Source organism: Pararhodobacter sp. (genome assembly GCF_034676545.1).
Classification (GTDB): domain Bacteria; phylum Pseudomonadota; class Alphaproteobacteria; order Rhodobacterales; family Rhodobacteraceae; genus Pararhodobacter.
In genome coordinates this window covers 2,008,076-2,023,091 of sequence record NZ_JAUCBZ010000015.1, presented here as the reverse complement: position 1 = coordinate 2,023,091, position 15,016 = coordinate 2,008,076, and the positions used below count along the sequence as shown (strand labels likewise).

The following is a 15,016-nucleotide window of genomic DNA, read 5'->3' as shown; positions in this document are numbered from 1 at the left end:
GGGCGAAACACACCCTTAGGGACCGAACCATGAAGTCTTCTACCACTCAAACCCTCAGCAAAGTTGCCGAGGTGACGCTGTTCTTCTGGATCATCAAGATCATCGCGACAACGCTGGGGGAAACCACCGGCGATTTCATCGCCCAGACGCTGAACCTTGGCTATATCGTCGGGATACTCGTGACGGGCGCACTGCTCGCGGTCTTGCTGTTCGCGCAAATCCGCGCGAAAAAATACCACCCGGCGCTGTTCTGGGCCGCCATTGTCGGCACCACGACCGCCGGCACCGAGATTTCGGACTTCATGGATCGCACGCTGAATGTTGGCTATTTCGGCGGCTCGATCGTGCTGGGCCTCGGGCTTGCGGTGACCCTGTTCATCTGGCACCGCCGCGAGGGGCACCTCAAGGTCGAAAACATCGCGCGCAAGGATGTCGAAATCCTGTTCTGGACGGCGGTGCTGTTTTCCAACTCGCTGGGCACCGCGTTTGGCGACTGGATGGTCGACGGGCTTGGCCTGAGCTTTCTGGGCGGAGCGCTGGTCTGTACGGCGGTGATCGCCGCGGTGATGGCGGCCCATTACACCAAGGTTCTGAACGACGTTGCGGTTTTCTGGATCGCCTTTGTGTTCACCCGGCCTTTTGGCGCGACCTTTGGTGATTTGCTGACCAAACCCGCAGCGCACGGCGGCATGGATCTGGGCACATACAATGCTTCGGCGGTTTGCCTTGTGCTGATCGCGGGATTCGTGGCCCTGAACATGCGCCAGCGCCGCGTGCCATAAGGCAATGCAGGTGGGCGGCGATGGTGGCGCGGGCGTTATGCCGCTGACTGTCGAATTGTGGATGATTTGTAATCTGGCGGTTGGGTCGTGGTCATCTTGGATCCCCACGTTGGATGCAGACAAGCAAAGGAGACGGAAGATGAAGAAACTGTATCGGTTGATCGCGGGAGTTTTGATCGCGCTGGGCGGGCTCGCCGCGATCGGGGCCGGGGCGATGATCGTCGCGACGGCGGTCATCATTGGAGCCTTGATGGCCGTGGCGGCCAGGCTGGCGATCAAGGGCCGCGCGCAAGAGGACGCCGTGGATGCGCCGTTTGAGGCGGATCAAGCGCCCGTCTGAAGGCGGATCTGACGGCAGATCGGAACTGCGGAGCAACACGGGGCGAAGGGCGCAAACTCTTCGCCCCTTTCCCGTGTTCGGCTGTCCCGGCGTTCAATATCCGAACATGGACAATCTGTAATCTGACGGACAAGCAGCCGCATTTATGCCCCCCCATATTGATGACACAGGGCGACACGGTGATTGCCCGACAACCAAGGAGACGATTATGAAACGCACGACTATTTTGGCACTGGGAACCAGCACTCTGATGTCTTTGGGCCTGCTGGGCGGGGCCGCCACGATGGCCCTGGCCGACACCAGCCCCGCCGAGGCTCAGGTCTTTCTGGCCGCCCCCGGCTCGTTGACCGCCGCGGTAAGCGCCGCTGAAGCCAGCTCTGGCGGCAAGGCGATGAGTGCCGAGTTCGAAGAGGATGGCACGGATGCCGGCATGTATGAAGTCGAGATCGTCATGCCCGATGGCAGCGTCGCCGAGTATCTGGTCAATCCGGCCGATAACTCGGTGCGTCTGATGCCAGCGGATACGGACGATGGCGACGATGATGACGAAAACGAAAGCAACTGACCATATCTCCTGATACGGTTTATCGGCGGGGCAATTGCTCCGCCGATTATTTGACAACGGGCGAGCCATGAAACTTCTGGTGATCGAAGACGACAAGAAAACCGGCGCCTATATCGCCGAGGGGTTGCGCCAGGAGGGGCATTCCGTCGACCTGATCGCCGACGGGGCCGAGGGTCTGGTGCGCGCCAGCGTCGGCAGCTATGACGTGCTGATCGTTGACCGGATGTTGCCGGGGATTGACGGCGTCAGCCTGGTGAAAACGCTGCGCGGGGCGAAAAACCGCACGCCTGTCTTGCTGCTGACCGCGCTGGGCGGGGTCGATGATCGCATCGAGGGGCTGAACGCTGGTGCCGACGATTATCTGGTCAAGCCGTTTGCCTTTGGCGAACTCAGCGCGCGGATTGCGGCCCTTGCGCGTCGCCCGCAGATGCAGGACGAGCCGACCGTTCTGAAAGCCGCCGATCTGGACATGAACCTCTTGACCCGCAAGGTCACGCGGGCAGGCCAACCCATCGACCTGTTGCCGCGCGAGTTTGCGCTGCTGGAGCATCTGCTGCGCCGCAAGGGCCGGGTGCAGACCCGCACCATGCTGATGGAGGCCGTCTGGGATATTCATTTTGACCCGATGACCAATGTGGTCGATACCCATATCAGCCGCCTGCGCCGCAAGATCGACAAGCCGTTTGCGACCGAACTCATCGAAACCGTGCGCGGCGCGGGCTACCGGATCGTTGCCGAGTGATGCGCCGCCTGTGGCCCATACGCTCGACGCCGCTGCGTCTGACGGCGGTGTTTCTGGGGATTTTCATCCTCTCGTCGGTGGCGAGTTTTGCAACCGCCTATCTTGTGATCCGCGCCAGTTTCGAGGCGACGCTTGAGGAGGAGATCGACCAGACGCTTGACGCCTACGACTCCCTCGACGATCAAGCCGCCTTGATCGCCCGCCTGCAAGAGGATGTGCAGATCACGGATTCCGAACTGACGATCCTGCACTATCAACCCGATCGCGGGCCGATCATCGCCAATGTCACGGCAATCCCGCAGGTCGAGGACTTTACCATTCTTGACCGTCGCGCGATTGACGAGGGCCACGACGACCTGTCCGCCAGTTATCTTGCCAGGACCGAGCGTGTCGGCCGTGGGCAACTGACCGTTGCCCGCACCCGCGAGCAGGTTCTGGACATGGGCGAGATCATCCTGTCGGTCGTCTTGATCGGCCTGCTGCCCACCATTCTGCTGGCGACGGGCGCGGGCGCGCTGGCGGCGCGAAACGCACGGCGGCGGATCGACCGGATTCAGGCGGCCCTTGGCGCGCTGACCGCCGGAACCATGTCGGCGCGGGTGCCGGTTGCGGCGCGGGACCGGGATGATCTGACGGCGATCAGCGCCGCCGTCAACACCATGGCCACCTCGCAAGAGGCGCTGATTGCCTCGATGCGTCAGGTCTCGGCCGATATCGCGCATGATCTGAAAACGCCGATTCAGCGGGTGGCCGTCATCCTTGCCGAAATCGCCGAGGAAACGCCGCTTGACGCCCGGCAAAAGGATCTGCTGGCGCAGGCGCTGCACGAAACCGACCGGATCGTGAACACCTTTCAGGCGCTGCTGCAACTGGCGCAGATCGAAGGGGGCGCGGTGCGCGACCGGTTTGTGCCAACCGATTTGCAGGGGGTGGCTGAGGATGTTGTCGATTTTCTGGGGGCCGACGCCGAGGAAAAAGGCTACAGCCTGACGCTCACGCTGACCGGGGCCGGGCCCTTCATGGTCACCGGCGACCGGCATCTCTTGTCGCAGGTCCTTGCCAATCTGATCGAGAACGGGGTGCGCCACACGCCGACTGGGTCAACCCTTCGGGTGGAGTTGTCGCGTCAAGACGGGCAGGTTGTGCTGTGCGTCACCGATACCGGGCCGGGGATTCCGGTGGAGGAGCGCGACAAGGTCTTGCGCAGGCTCTACCGGTTGGAACAAAGCCGCACGACCGAGGGCCATGGGCTGGGCCTCAGTCTGGTTGCGGCGATTTGCAAACTGCACGGGGCACAGCTGTCGCTGGGCGACAATCACCCCGGTCTGGCGGTGCGGATCGTGTTTCCCGACCGGGTTTGATCGGGGGATGCCGCCGTTACCCCGGGAGCAAGGGCTTACAAAAAAGTAAGCTTCGAACAAGCTCCAATCCCGCAGCATCAGTCAAACAACTCCCATCGAGGCGAGGCCGAGTCGAAATCGAGTCGGGGCCTGATCGCCGCATCACGGGTCGAGGGGGTACTGATGGCACAGGCAGAGCAACGGATTTTGGTCTTGCAGGGCGGCGGCGCTTTGGGGGCGTATCAAGCCGGGGCGGCAGCGTATCTGTCGCAGCAGGACTGGCAGCCCGATTGGGTTGCAGGCATCTCGATCGGGGCGATCAATGCCGCGCTGATTTGCGGAAATCCGCCCGAAACGCGCCATGACAAGCTGTTCGAGTTCTGGACCAAGGTGACCTCAGGCCTGCCCGCGGCCCCTTGGCTTGCCGGGCCGCAAGCACGCCAGATGTATGGCGATGTCGCGGCGGCAAGCGTCATGGCCACCGGCGCGCCCGGCTTTTTCAAACCCAAGCCGCTGTCAGCATGGTCGCCGTTTTCCACGGAACCGTGCCTGAGCGTCTACGACACCAGCCCCTTGCGCAAGACGCTGGAAACACTGGTGGATTTTGATTACCTCAACGATTGCGGGCCACGGCTTTCGGTCGGTGCGGTGGATATCGAAACCGCCAACTTTGCCTATTTCGACAGCCAGTCCATGCGCATCGGGCCTGAGCACATCATGGCCAGTGGTGCGCTGCCGCCGGGGTTCGGGCCGGTCACCATTGACGGCCACAGCTATTGGGATGGCGGTCTGGTGTCGAACACGCCGCTGCAATTCGTGATGGACAATCTTGGCCGCGATCCGGTCTGCATTTTCCAGGTCGACGTGTTCAGCGCCCGGGGTGCCATGCCGAAAACTCTGGGCGACGTCGCACAACGCGAAAAGGACATCCGCTATTCCAGCCGCACCCGCCTGACCACCGACCGTTACCGGCAGTTGCACGACATTCGCGCCGCCGTTCAGCGCCTTGCCACAAAGCTGCCCAAGGCGTTGCAGGACGATCCCGATCTGGCGTTCCTGCGCGCCACCGGCCCGGCCTGCCCGATCACCTTGGTGCATCTGATCCACCGCAAGGAAAGCTATGAGAGCCAAGCCAAGGATTACGAATTTTCGCGTCTGTCGATGAACGCCCATTGGAAGGCTGGCGCCGCCGACACGCATCACACCCTGAACCACGACCACTGGAAACACCGCAAGATCGGCGCTGACGGCTTGCAAGTGTTCGACCTGACCGCGCAACCCGAAGGACAAACAGAATGAATATTGCTGATGTGGTCGCCAAGGCCTTCTCGATGCCGCTGACCAACCCGTCTTACCCGCGTGGCCCCTACCGATTTGTGAACCGGGAATTCCTGATCATCACCTATCGCACCGACATGGACGCCCTGCGCGCCGTGGTCCCCGAGCCTTTGGCGGTGACGGAGCCGATCGTGAAGTTCGAGTTCATCCGCATGCCGGATTCGACCGGGTTCGGGGATTACACGGAATCCGGTCAGGTCATCCCGGTCCGGTTCAACGGGCAGCAGGGTGGCTATGTTCATTCGATGTATCTGAACGATGAATCGCCGATTGCCAGCGGGCGAGAGATCTGGGGCTTTCCCAAAAAGATGGCCGACCCGGCCATGCGCGTTGAAAAGGATACGCTGGTCGGAACGCTGGACGTGGGCTCGGTCCGGGTTGCCACGGGGACGATGGGCTACAAGCACCGGACGCTCGATCACGATGCCGTTCTGAAAAGCCTGCAAGGCCCAAGCTTCTTGTTGAAGATCATCCCGCATGTCGATTGCACGCCGCGGATTTGCGAATTGGTGCGCTATTTCATGACCGACGTGACGGTCAAAGGCGCCTGGGAGGGCCCCGCCGCCTTGGAATTGCACGCCCACGCGCTCGCCCCGGTGGCCGACCTGCCGGTGCACGACGTTCTCTCGGCCATTCACATTCAATCGGACCTGACGCTCGGACTGGGCGAGGTGGTTCACGATTACCTCGGTTGAAGCCGATCAACCGTCATAACCAGAGGATAAACCCATGTTGGAACACGTCAAGACTGCCGCAAACACTGTGCTGGCCTTTCGGGCCGTGGGAAAGGTCACGGATGAGGACTACACCTCCATTCTGATCCCCGCTGTCGAAGAGCAGATCAAATCGCAGGGCAAGGCCCGCTTCGTCTATGTCATCGGCCCGGAATTCGAGGGTTTCGAAGCAAAAGCCATGCTGGATGATGCCCTGTTCGGCCTGCACCATTGGCGCGATTTCGAGCGGATCGCACTGGTGACCAATCACGACTGGATCGCCAACACGATGCGGATCTTTTTACCGCTCATGCCGGCGAAAACCGAGATTTTTCATACCAACGAGCTGACGGACGCGGTGGCCTGGGCGGCTGCCTGAGTGCCACGTCTAAACGACAATAAAGGAACAGAAAATGACCCTCAAAGACAAAGTCTGCATCATCACCGGCGGCGCCAGCGGCATCGGCCGCGGCATTGCGGAACGCTACATCGCGGATGGCGCGCGGGTGGCGATTGCCGACCTGAACCTTGACGCCGCCAAGGCCACCGCCAAGGACCTGACCGCAAAAGGCCCCGGCGCGGCGATTGGCGTGGCGATGAATGTGATGGACGAGGCGGCGGTGAATGCCGGTGTCGCGGAAATCGTTGCCAAATGGGGCCGCGTTGATGTGCTGGTCTCGAATGCGGGCATCCAGATTGTTCACAAGCTCGAAGACTTCCCGTTCGACGACTGGAAAAAGCTGCTGGCGATCCATCTGGATGGCGCATTCCTGACCTCGAAAGCCTGCCTGCCGCATATGTACAAGGCGGGCGGTGGCTCGATCATCTTCATGGGCTCGGTGCACTCAAAGGAGGCCTCGCCGCTCAAGGCCGCCTATGTCACCGCCAAGCACGGCTTGCTGGGGCTGGCCCGCGTGATCGCCAAGGAAGGTGCCGCGCATGGGGTGCGGGCCAACGTCATCTGCCCGGGTTTCGTGCGCACGCCGCTGGTGGAAAAGCAGATCCCCGAGCAGGCGCAAAACCTGGGGATTTCCGAAAAGGATGTGGTCGAAAAGATCATGCTGGGCGAGACCGTCGACAAGGAATTCACCACCGTCGAGGATGTGGCCGAGGTGGCACACCTGTTCGCCGCCTTCCCCAGCAATGCGCTGACCGGGCAATCGCTGTTGGTCAGTCATGGCTGGGCCATGCGCTGACCCGTCGCCGCGCGGCAAGCGCCGCCCAAGCCAAACACTACCCCGCTTTCCACAGGAGACCCATCCATGTCTGAACTCATTGTTGTCGCTTACGACACCCCAGCCGAGGCTCATGCCGCCCGCAAGGACCTGCTGTCGATGACCAAGGAACATCTTGTCACGGTGGCTGACGCCGTGGTTGCCAGTGCCGATCAAGATGGGCACATCAAGCTGGACCAGATGGTCAACATGTGGACCGTCGGCGCCACCAGCGGGGCACTCTGGGGGATGCTGGCCGGGCTGATCTTTTTCAATCCGCTGCTGGGTCTGGCGGCCGGTGCCGGGGCTGGTGCGATCACCGGCGGGCTGACTGATTTTGGCATTGATGACGGGTTCATGAAAGACGTGTCACAAGCCCTGCAACCCGGACAGGCCGCGTTGTTCATGCTGCTGCCCGACGAGGCCTCGGACCGGGTCATTGACCGGCTCGGCACCATGGGCGGCAGGATCTTGCGCACCAATCTGGACGCGGACGCCGAAAACCACTTGCGCGCGCATTTTGAAAGGGCGCAGGAAGCGCTGATCAGTGCCAAACATCCTGAATAATCAGCCCCAGGAAAGACCGCGCCCATGAAGACCCTCAAACTTGTCGGCCTTGGCATCGTTGCCCTTGCGGGCGCGGTCGGCCTCTATGCCTGGTGGCAGCATGGCGTCACCTACCCCAGCACCGACGACGCGTATTTGCAGGCCAATCTGCTGACGATCTCGCCGCAGGTGGGCGGGCAAGTGGCGACGGTCAACGCGACGGAAAACGCCTATGTGACCGAGGGCGATGTCTTGTTCACGCTGGACCCTGCGCCGTTGCAGGCGGCCTTCGACATTGCGCAGGCGCAGTTTGATCTGGCAACCCAGACCGCCGGGGCCGGAGGGTCGAACGTGGCCGCCGCCGAGGCGCAGGTCGCGCAGGCGATGGCGGCCTTGGCTGTGGAGCAGACAGACTTTCACCGCACCGAGCAATTGTTCCGCCTGTCCGATGTGTCGCAAGCCGCGTTGGACCAAGCCACCGCGACACGCGATCAGGCACAAGCCGCCGTTGACGCCGCGAATGCCGCGCTGAGTGCGGCGCGTGATCAGCTGGGGGCGACCGGCGCGCAGAACGCCGGGGTTCGCGCGGCTTTGGGGCAATTGGCCCTGGCGCGCCTGAACCTGGAGCATACGACGGTGAGCGCCCCGGCCTCGGGTTGGGTGTCCAATATCTCGCTGCGGCCGGGGCAGATCGTGGCCGCAGGTCAGCCCCTGTTCAGTCTGGTCGAGGATGGCGCGTGGTGGGTGGACGGCAACTTCAAGGAAACCGATATCGACCGGATCCGACCGGGGCAGCCGGTATCGCTGACGATTGATATGTACCCCGGCACCACGCTGACCGGGACCGTTGCCAGCATTGGCGCGGGGTCCGGGTCGGTGTTCTCGTTGCTGCCCGCGCAGAACGCGTCGGGCAACTGGGTGAAGGTCACGCAGCGCTTTCCGGTGCGGATCGCCCTGGATGCCCCCCCCGCCGACCGCTCGCGGCAGTTGCGGGTCGGGGCCAGTATGGTGGCGACGGTGGACACCTCAGGGCTGGATGCTGGGCAATGACCACGCCGGTGGCAACCCGGATGGTGCAGGCCGCGCGGTGGCCGATCGTTCTGGCCGTGGTGCTGACGGCGGTGCTGGAGGTTCTGGACAGCACCATCGTCAACGTCGCACTGCCGCATATGAAGGCCGCCTTTGGCATCACCAATGACCAGACGATCTGGATTCTGACCAGCTATATCGTGGCCTCGGTGGTGGTCATGCCGCTGACCGGGTTTTTCGTCAAACGCCTTGGCCGCAAGCGGCTGATCACCACGGCCATCATCGGCTTCATGACGTTTTCGGCACTGTGCGGCCTGTCGCAAAGCGTCGAGATGATTGTCTTCTGCCGCCTTGGACAGGGGCTGTTCGGTGCCTTCCTGATCCCGCTGTCGCAATCCATCCTGTTCGACAGCTTCCCCAAGGAGAAACGCGGCCAGGCCATGGCGCTGTTCGGGTTGGGCGTGGTCGTGGCCCCGGTGTTCGGCCCGACCTTGGGGGCGATCCTGACGGAATATTTCTCGTGGCGAGCGGTGTTCTATGTGAACCTGCCGATTGCCGGGTTTGCCTTGCTGATGATGTCGGGCGAGTTGAAAAACGATGAAACCCACAAGATTTCGGTGGATTGGATCGGGCTGGGGCTGATGGTTCTGGCCATCGGCGCGCTGCAACTGATGCTGGACCAGGGCGAGACGCGCGACTGGTTTTCCTCGCCGATGATCGTGATCGCCGCCTTTCTTTCGGCGGTGGCGGGCCTGTTCTTCTTTGTGCGCGGTTGGGGCCTGAGCACCAATATCGTCGATTTCAGCCTGCTCAAGGACCGCAGCTTTGCCGCTGCACAGGTGGCGATCATGGGGTTTGGCGTGGCCATGTTCGGCAGCATCGCCATCCTGCCGCTGTTCGTGCAGGGGTTGCTGGGTTATCCGGTGATGGAGGCGGGCTATCTGTTCATGCCGCGCGGCATTGCCGCCGGGTTCTCGATGGTCATGACCGGGGCCGTCCTGATGCGGCTGGTGGACCCGCGCGCATTGGCGATCATCGGGCTGGGGCTGACGGGGGCCGGCAATCTGATGCTGGGAACGCTCAACCTGAATGCGGGGTTCTGGGATCTGTCGATTCCGGGCATCGTGTCGGGGCTGGGTATGGGCCTGTTCTTTGTGCCCATGTCGACGCTGGCCTTCCAGAACATCGGGCCGGACCGGCAAGACGAGGCGTCCGGCATTTACGGGGTGACGCGCTCGCTGGGATCGTCGATCGGTATTGCCATTGTCGGGTGGCAGGTCGCCAGCCGCATGCAGTTTCACTATGCGATGCTGGGGTCTGGGTTGACGCCCTTCAACCCGAATGTGCAAAGCTATCTGCAGCCGCTGGGCCTCGACCCTCAATCCAGTGCGGCGGCGGAAACGCTGGCCGGGCAAGTGATGCAGCAAGCCAGTCTGCTGGCGTTCGCCGATGCCTTCTGGCTGACTGGCTGGGTGGCGTTCCTGATGGTGCCGGTCGTGTTCATCCTGCAACGCCCAAAGATCGGCGCGCAACCCGCACCAACCACACATTAGGCGGACGCGCAAAAAAGGGCGCGACCAGGCCCTCGCCCGGTCGCGCCCCTTCAGGGTTTGTTCAGGGCCTTATTCGGTGACGCCCTGCGCTGGCACCTCATCAATCAGAAACGTCCGGACCTGAATCGAATCCTCGATGGCTTTCATATCCAGATTCGCGCGATAGAATTCGCCACTGGTGATATCGGTGATGGCCGCATTCAGCCCCTGCATCGTGGTTTCATAGGGCAGCATCGCGACGGACACCTGCACGTCGATCTCGGCCAGTTTCAGAACCTCGACCGCCGCATCCGGGTCGGCTGATTTAAACAAGCCTTGCGCCTGCTGCAAGGCCTGAGCGTTTTCCTCGGACGCCTGAAAGTCCTCGGTCAGGGTCATCGACATGTCGAACGGCAGGAAATTGTATTCAGAGGCCGCTTCGGGAAAGTCGCGCATCATGTACGACGGCAGTTCTGCCTCGGCGGTGTTCAGAATGTCGAGTGCACGCTCCAGCTCAACCCGGGCCTGATCGGTGTGGTCATCAAACAAGGCCAAGCGGGCCGCCCGAACACGGGTCACGACGCCCAAAGCCTCATCTGCGGTTTGCAGGAAGTGATCCTGGGTCGGATAGGTGGCCGATGACGTGGCAAAGGCGCTGGTCCCGGCGACAAGTGGCAGGGCCGCGAACACGGCGGCGAGTGCAACAGCGCGGGAAGTGGTTTTACGGGTCATGGTGTTGCTCCTTTCGAGGTGCAAATGTTAACGGCCCATCGTGACGGATGGCGCTGGCCCCGAGTTGTTTCCGACCTTACAAAAACGCAAAGATTTTGCGACGCCCGATCAGCTGCCGGGAATATCAGTTGCCGGGAAACCTGACCGTCACCCGCAAACCGGGGTCATTGTCGTCAAGCGACAGCGTCGCGCCGTGGCGTTCGGCGATGCTTTTGACCAATGCCAGCCCCAGACCGTTGCCCTCGGTGGTGCGCGTCGGATCGCCGCGATGGAACACATCGAACACATGCTCGCGGTCGGCGGCGGCGATCCCCGGCCCGGTGTCCGCGACCACCAGCACCACCTGCGCCCGCTCGCGCCTGACCGCCAGCGTGACAAAGGCACCGGGCGGGCAATGGGTGATCGCGTTTTGCACGAGGTTGACGATCAATTGCGCGATCATGCCCCGATCGCCAAGGATCGTCACGCTCGCGCCGGTCTCGATGTCGAGCACCAGCGTTTGCCCGCTTTCCTCGGCGACCACCTCGAAGGTTTCGCCCAGTTCCGCGGCCAGATCGCCCAGATCAAAACTCTGGCGCAGAGGCTGGCCCTTTGCCGCGTCGATCCGTGCGATGCGCAGCAAGGATTCGAAAATCCCGTTCAGCCGCGCCAGTTCCGCGCGCGATTCCTCGATCCGGGTGACGGCCTGATCGGACAATGTCGGGTCGTTCAGCACCGCCTCCAGCCCCAGCGAGGCCCGCGCGAGGGGGCGCTTGAGGTCATGCGCAATCGCCACGGCGCTGGTCTTGGTGGCGGTCATCAGATCGGACAAGGTGTCCAGATGGGTGTTCATCACGGCGGCGATCCGGTCGATCTGATCGCCCTCGTCTGACACCGCCAGCCGGGCCTCGGTCTCGCCCTGCGCCACGCGGTGCAGGGTCTCGCCCATCGCATCGAGCTTGGTTTGCACCTGATGGCTGATCCAGTAGCCAAGCGCCATCAGCACCAGGGTCATCACGGCGGCAACCACCAGAAACGCCTGAATCGTCACCACCTCGAATTCGTGCAGGAATACGAAATCGCGGCCCAGCACCAGCGTCAGATCGCCCAGCGACACGCGGGTCAGGTAATAATCTTCGGGCGGCAGCCCGGTGGCACCGCCCGAGATATCGCGCGTGACCCAGCCGGTGAAATCCAGCGCCACGTCCCGATGCCCGACAAGCCGGTTGCCCTGCGCGTCATAGACCAGCAGCAGCCCGTGTGTGGCGGCATAGAGGGCCGACTGTTCGCGCGCCTCGGCCAGAACCTCGTCCTCGCCGCCGAGCTGATAGTGGATCTGGAATTCGTCGATCTTCGTGGCCAGTTGCGTGCGCATGTCCTCGCGCAGCCCGACCTCGATCAGCCAGATCGCCATGATACCGCTGACCGCGAGCACCCCGAGAAAGGCCACCGCACCATAAAACGTGGCCCGGAACGAGCCGCCGGACAGGATGTTAGCGCGGTCCATGCATGGAATACCCGGTGTTGCGCAAGGTGTGCAGCAAGGGCACGTCAAAGGGCTTGTCGATCTTGCTGCGCAACCGGCTGATATGGGTTTCCACCACGGTGGTATTGGGCTCGAAATTGAAATTCCAGACCCGCTCCAGCAGCATGGTGCGCGTCACCACCCGGCCCGCATTGCGCATCAGGATTTCCAGCAGCGCGAATTCCTTGGCCTGCAATTCGATCACCGTGCCTTGCCGGGTGGCGGTGCGGGTCAGCAGATCCAGCGTCAGATCATGGACCGTCAGCGAGGGGATTTCGGCGGTGTCGTGGCAGCGCCGGGTCAGGGCGACGACGCGGGCCAGCAGTTCCGAAAAGTGAAACGGTTTCGCGAGATAATCATCGGCCCCCGCGTGCAGCCCCTGCACCCGGTTGTCGAGATCCCCCAGCGCGGTCAGCATCAGCACCGGCAATGTCGCCCCGCTGGCACGCAGGGCCTTGACCACATTCAGCCCATCCATGCCCGGCATCATGCGATCCAGAATGGCGAGATCGCAGTCATTGTACAAGCAATAGCTCAGGGCATCGCGCCCATCCGTCACATGATCGACGCTGTGCCCGTTCTCTTGCAACCCCGTCACGATAAACGCGGCGACCTTTTCATCATCTTCAGCCAGCAATATTTTCATGTGGTCTTGATCCTGGTTGACGGTTCGACTCTGGCCCAAACGCCGGTGTTTGGCCAGTCCAGATGCCCCGCCGACTGGCGGACACCGCGTGCCTAAGGGTTCGGTTTTGCGCGCAACCGGCAGATTTCTTACATTTTTGTAAACTTCGCAAAAAGCCGGGGCCGGTTGCGCCGGGTAGATCGGGGCAACGCCACGTCCTTTTCAACCCCAAAGGCAGAATTTCCATGGATACCCAATCTGAACTCCGACCCGTTCAAGAGCCGCTGCGGTTCGGGACAAGTTTTCGCAATGTCGGGCTGTTGTTCGCGGGCTTGGGTGTGGCTGCCATCGCCGCACCCGCCGTCGCCACGCTCATAGTCGAGCAATTGGTGGCGTGGCTTCTGGTGTTTTGGGGTCTCGCGGGCATCGCCTTTGCCCTGAGTTTCCGTGCCTATTCGGAATGGCGGATTGTCGCGGTGGTCTTTGCCAGCGTGTTGATCGCGGGCCTGATCTTTGTGGTGTTTCCGGGCCGGGGTGCGGCGCTGCTGACCGGGTTGATGGTCGTGGTCTTTTTGATCGAGGGCGTGCTGTCGATCCTGCTTGGCCTGCGGCTGAGCGGCCAGATCCCGCGCTGGCGCTGGGTCATCGCCAGTGGTGCCTGTGCATTCTTGCTGGGCGTCTCGATCCTTGTGCAATGGCCCACGACTTCGACATGGGTGCTGGGTTTTCTGGCTGGGTTGAACTTTCTATCGACCGGCCTCGCGATGTTCATGCTGTCGCGGACAGCCCTTGGGCATCCGCAATGACCCCTGCGCACAAGGCGGTTTGCCACGTCTGCCATGCCACGTTTCCGCCCTCAAAACTGCGGTCGTGGATTTCGGTGCGCCCCGGCGTCTCGGAGTTGATCAACGCCGCGCATCCGGGCTGGGAGGCGGGCAAATCCATCTGCCGCGCCGACCTGGCAACCTATCGGGGCGCCTATGTCGAGACCCTGTTGGCAAAGGAGCGCGGCGAATTGAGCGCGCTTGACCAGCAGGTCATCGAGAGCCTCAAATCGGGGGAACTGGTCTCGCAAAACATGCTGGATGACAATGCCAGCACGGCAACCTTTGGCGAACGCATGGCCGACAAGGTTGCGACATTCGGCGGTAGCTGGACGTTCATCATCCTGTTTTCGGCGACGCTGCTTTTTTGGATCACGGTGAATATCGCGGGCCTGATGGCGCAGCCGTTCGATCCCTATCCGTTCATCTTGCTGAACCTTGTCCTCTCAAGCCTCGCGGCGTTGCAAGCGCCGATCATCATGATGAGCCAGCGCCGCCAAGAGACAAAAGACCGGATGCGCGCAGAAAACGATTACCGCGTGAACCTGAAGGCCGAGATCGAGATCCGCCAGCTCCACGAGAAGATGGATCACCAATTGGCCCAACAATGGGACAAACTGGCGGAACTGCAACAGATCCAGATCGAACTTCTTGAGGAACGCTTGAATGACCGGGGTTAAACCGCAAGGCACCGTCGCGCGCCTTGTCCGCATCATTGGGCACCCGGTGGTGCGGCTGGCGGTTTCGGTGCTGATCGTCGGCATCGCGATTTTCGTTTTGCACAAGCTGGCCAGTGCGGTGCATTGGTCCGATGTCAAAGCCGACATCGCCGCCAGCAGCTGGCGTGAACTTGGCCTTGCGCTGCTATGGACGGCCGTCAGCTTTGCCGCACTGTCGTTTTATGACGTGCTGGCGGTGCGGTCGGTGGCAAAGGGCAAGGTGCCGGCCCGCATTGCCGCGCTGGCGGGGGCGGCGGGCTATGCCATCTCGAACCTGCTGGGGTTCTCGTATCTCACCGGAACCGCCGTCCGGTTTCGCATCTATGCCGGACTTGGTCTGGATGTGACCCGCGTTGCGGCGGTTATCGCCACGTCTTGGGTGGCGTTCTGGCTGGGGTTGCTGCTGGTTCTGGGCCTGTTGCTGACGGTGCATCCGCAGGGGTTGGCAACGGTCCTGCCGATTTAGAGCAG

The 15,016-nt window shown here is 62.2% G+C and carries 18 protein-coding genes; 15 read left to right on the top strand and 3 right to left on the bottom strand.

Going from position 1 to position 15,016, the window contains the following annotated elements; translation table 11 throughout:
- Positions 1-29 precede the first annotated feature (29 nt).
- The 12 genes from VDQ28_RS13525 to VDQ28_RS13470 all read left to right on the top strand — a co-directional run bounded on the left by VDQ28_RS13525 (position 30) and on the right by VDQ28_RS13470 (position 10,162).
- Positions 30-782 (top strand): hypothetical protein, encoded by a 753-nt coding sequence (locus tag VDQ28_RS13525; RefSeq protein WP_323036435.1) that lies wholly within the window; start codon positions 30-32, stop codon positions 780-782.
- Between the two features lie 139 nt (positions 783-921).
- Entirely contained in the window at positions 922-1,122 is a 201-nt protein-coding gene (locus VDQ28_RS13520; RefSeq protein ID WP_323036434.1) for a hypothetical protein, read from the top strand.
- Positions 1,123-1,330: 208 nt separating this feature from the next.
- Complete coding sequence (locus VDQ28_RS13515; RefSeq protein WP_323036433.1) at positions 1,331-1,687, top strand: hypothetical protein; 357 nt, start codon at positions 1,331-1,333, stop codon at positions 1,685-1,687.
- 67 nt (positions 1,688-1,754) lie between these two features.
- Positions 1,755-2,429 carry a response regulator transcription factor gene (locus VDQ28_RS13510; RefSeq protein ID WP_323036432.1) on the top strand — a complete coding sequence of 225 codons (675 nt, stop codon included), beginning with the start codon at positions 1,755-1,757 and terminating at the stop codon, positions 2,427-2,429.
- A complete protein-coding gene (locus tag VDQ28_RS13505) occupies positions 2,429-3,790 on the top strand; it encodes a HAMP domain-containing sensor histidine kinase (RefSeq protein WP_323036431.1) in 1,362 nt (453 codons plus the stop codon). Before VDQ28_RS13510 ends, VDQ28_RS13505 begins: the two co-directional genes overlap by 1 nt.
- A 162-nt stretch (positions 3,791-3,952) precedes the next feature.
- A complete protein-coding gene (locus tag VDQ28_RS13500) occupies positions 3,953-5,068 on the top strand; it encodes a DUF3734 domain-containing protein (protein WP_323036430.1) in 1,116 nt (371 codons plus the stop codon).
- The gene (locus VDQ28_RS13495; RefSeq protein ID WP_323036429.1) at positions 5,065-5,802 is read left to right on the top strand and encodes an acetoacetate decarboxylase; all 738 of its coding nucleotides are present in this window, start codon (positions 5,065-5,067) and stop codon (positions 5,800-5,802) included. The genes VDQ28_RS13500 and VDQ28_RS13495 overlap by 4 nt, the downstream gene beginning before the upstream one ends.
- 34 nt (positions 5,803-5,836) lie before the next feature.
- A complete protein-coding gene (locus VDQ28_RS13490; protein WP_323036428.1) occupies positions 5,837-6,199 on the top strand; it encodes an STAS/SEC14 domain-containing protein in 363 nt (120 codons plus the stop codon).
- A 34-nt stretch (positions 6,200-6,233) separates the two neighbouring features.
- Positions 6,234-7,016, top strand: a complete 783-nt coding sequence (locus VDQ28_RS13485) for a 3-hydroxybutyrate dehydrogenase (protein WP_323036427.1) — start codon at positions 6,234-6,236, stop codon at positions 7,014-7,016.
- Positions 7,017-7,082: 66 nt separating this feature from the next.
- Positions 7,083-7,601 carry a DUF1269 domain-containing protein gene (locus VDQ28_RS13480; RefSeq protein WP_323036426.1) on the top strand — a complete coding sequence of 173 codons (519 nt, stop codon included), beginning with the start codon at positions 7,083-7,085 and terminating at the stop codon, positions 7,599-7,601.
- Between the two features lie 24 nt (positions 7,602-7,625).
- The gene (locus VDQ28_RS13475) at positions 7,626-8,630 is read left to right on the top strand and encodes an HlyD family secretion protein (RefSeq protein WP_323036425.1); all 1,005 of its coding nucleotides are present in this window, start codon (positions 7,626-7,628) and stop codon (positions 8,628-8,630) included.
- Complete coding sequence (locus VDQ28_RS13470) at positions 8,627-10,162, top strand: DHA2 family efflux MFS transporter permease subunit (RefSeq protein ID WP_323036424.1); 1,536 nt, start codon at positions 8,627-8,629, stop codon at positions 10,160-10,162. Before VDQ28_RS13475 ends, VDQ28_RS13470 begins: the two co-directional genes overlap by 4 nt.
- A 69-nt stretch (positions 10,163-10,231) precedes the next feature.
- On the opposite strand, the gene VDQ28_RS13465 is transcribed toward VDQ28_RS13470, so the two are convergent.
- From VDQ28_RS13465 to VDQ28_RS13455, 3 genes are all read right to left on the bottom strand, one after another.
- Positions 10,232-10,873 (bottom strand): YfdX family protein, encoded by a 642-nt coding sequence (locus VDQ28_RS13465; protein WP_323036423.1) that lies wholly within the window; start codon positions 10,871-10,873, stop codon positions 10,232-10,234.
- A gap of 124 nt (positions 10,874-10,997) precedes the next feature.
- Positions 10,998-12,359 (bottom strand): HAMP domain-containing sensor histidine kinase, encoded by a 1,362-nt coding sequence (locus VDQ28_RS13460; protein ID WP_323036422.1) that lies wholly within the window; start codon positions 12,357-12,359, stop codon positions 10,998-11,000.
- Positions 12,346-13,023 carry a response regulator transcription factor gene (locus VDQ28_RS13455; RefSeq protein ID WP_323036421.1) on the bottom strand — a complete coding sequence of 226 codons (678 nt, stop codon included), beginning with the start codon at positions 13,021-13,023 and terminating at the stop codon, positions 12,346-12,348. The genes VDQ28_RS13460 and VDQ28_RS13455 overlap by 14 nt, the downstream gene beginning before the upstream one ends.
- A 224-nt stretch (positions 13,024-13,247) precedes the next feature.
- On the opposite strand from VDQ28_RS13455, the gene VDQ28_RS13450 reads away from it, so the two are divergent.
- From VDQ28_RS13450 to VDQ28_RS13440, 3 genes are read left to right on the top strand one after another with little or no spacing between them, the layout of a single operon-like run.
- Entirely contained in the window at positions 13,248-13,808 is a 561-nt protein-coding gene (locus tag VDQ28_RS13450) for an HdeD family acid-resistance protein (RefSeq protein WP_323036420.1), read from the top strand.
- Positions 13,805-14,506, top strand: a complete 702-nt coding sequence (locus tag VDQ28_RS13445; protein WP_323036419.1) for a DUF1003 domain-containing protein — start codon at positions 13,805-13,807, stop codon at positions 14,504-14,506. The genes VDQ28_RS13450 and VDQ28_RS13445 overlap by 4 nt, the downstream gene beginning before the upstream one ends.
- Entirely contained in the window at positions 14,493-15,011 is a 519-nt protein-coding gene (locus tag VDQ28_RS13440) for a hypothetical protein (RefSeq protein ID WP_323036418.1), read from the top strand. Before VDQ28_RS13445 ends, VDQ28_RS13440 begins: the two co-directional genes overlap by 14 nt.
- Positions 15,012-15,016 lie beyond the last annotated feature (5 nt).

Bases quoted from the DNA above. Each gene is read 5' to 3' on its own strand.
- VDQ28_RS13525 (WP_323036435.1), top strand. From the start codon at position 30: ATGAAGTCTTCTACCACTCAAACCCTCAGCAAAGTTGCCGAGGTGACG.
- VDQ28_RS13520 (WP_323036434.1), top strand. From the start codon at position 922: ATGAAGAAACTGTATCGGTTGATCGCGGGAGTTTTGATCGCGCTGGGC.
- VDQ28_RS13515 (WP_323036433.1), top strand. From the start codon at position 1,331: ATGAAACGCACGACTATTTTGGCACTGGGAACCAGCACTCTGATGTCT.
- VDQ28_RS13510 (WP_323036432.1), top strand. From the start codon at position 1,755: ATGAAACTTCTGGTGATCGAAGACGACAAGAAAACCGGCGCCTATATC.
- VDQ28_RS13505 (WP_323036431.1), top strand. From the start codon at position 2,429: ATGCGCCGCCTGTGGCCCATACGCTCGACGCCGCTGCGTCTGACGGCG.
- VDQ28_RS13500 (WP_323036430.1), top strand. From the start codon at position 3,953: ATGGCACAGGCAGAGCAACGGATTTTGGTCTTGCAGGGCGGCGGCGCT.
- VDQ28_RS13495 (WP_323036429.1), top strand. From the start codon at position 5,065: ATGAATATTGCTGATGTGGTCGCCAAGGCCTTCTCGATGCCGCTGACC.
- VDQ28_RS13490 (WP_323036428.1), top strand. From the start codon at position 5,837: ATGTTGGAACACGTCAAGACTGCCGCAAACACTGTGCTGGCCTTTCGG.
- VDQ28_RS13485 (WP_323036427.1), top strand. From the start codon at position 6,234: ATGACCCTCAAAGACAAAGTCTGCATCATCACCGGCGGCGCCAGCGGC.
- VDQ28_RS13480 (WP_323036426.1), top strand. From the start codon at position 7,083: ATGTCTGAACTCATTGTTGTCGCTTACGACACCCCAGCCGAGGCTCAT.
- VDQ28_RS13475 (WP_323036425.1), top strand. From the start codon at position 7,626: ATGAAGACCCTCAAACTTGTCGGCCTTGGCATCGTTGCCCTTGCGGGC.
- VDQ28_RS13470 (WP_323036424.1), top strand. From the start codon at position 8,627: ATGACCACGCCGGTGGCAACCCGGATGGTGCAGGCCGCGCGGTGGCCG.
- VDQ28_RS13465 (WP_323036423.1), bottom strand. From the start codon at position 10,873: ATGACCCGTAAAACCACTTCCCGCGCTGTTGCACTCGCCGCCGTGTTC.
- VDQ28_RS13460 (WP_323036422.1), bottom strand. From the start codon at position 12,359: ATGGACCGCGCTAACATCCTGTCCGGCGGCTCGTTCCGGGCCACGTTT.
- VDQ28_RS13455 (WP_323036421.1), bottom strand. From the start codon at position 13,023: ATGAAAATATTGCTGGCTGAAGATGATGAAAAGGTCGCCGCGTTTATC.
- VDQ28_RS13450 (WP_323036420.1), top strand. From the start codon at position 13,248: ATGGATACCCAATCTGAACTCCGACCCGTTCAAGAGCCGCTGCGGTTC.
- VDQ28_RS13445 (WP_323036419.1), top strand. From the start codon at position 13,805: ATGACCCCTGCGCACAAGGCGGTTTGCCACGTCTGCCATGCCACGTTT.
- VDQ28_RS13440 (WP_323036418.1), top strand. From the start codon at position 14,493: ATGACCGGGGTTAAACCGCAAGGCACCGTCGCGCGCCTTGTCCGCATC.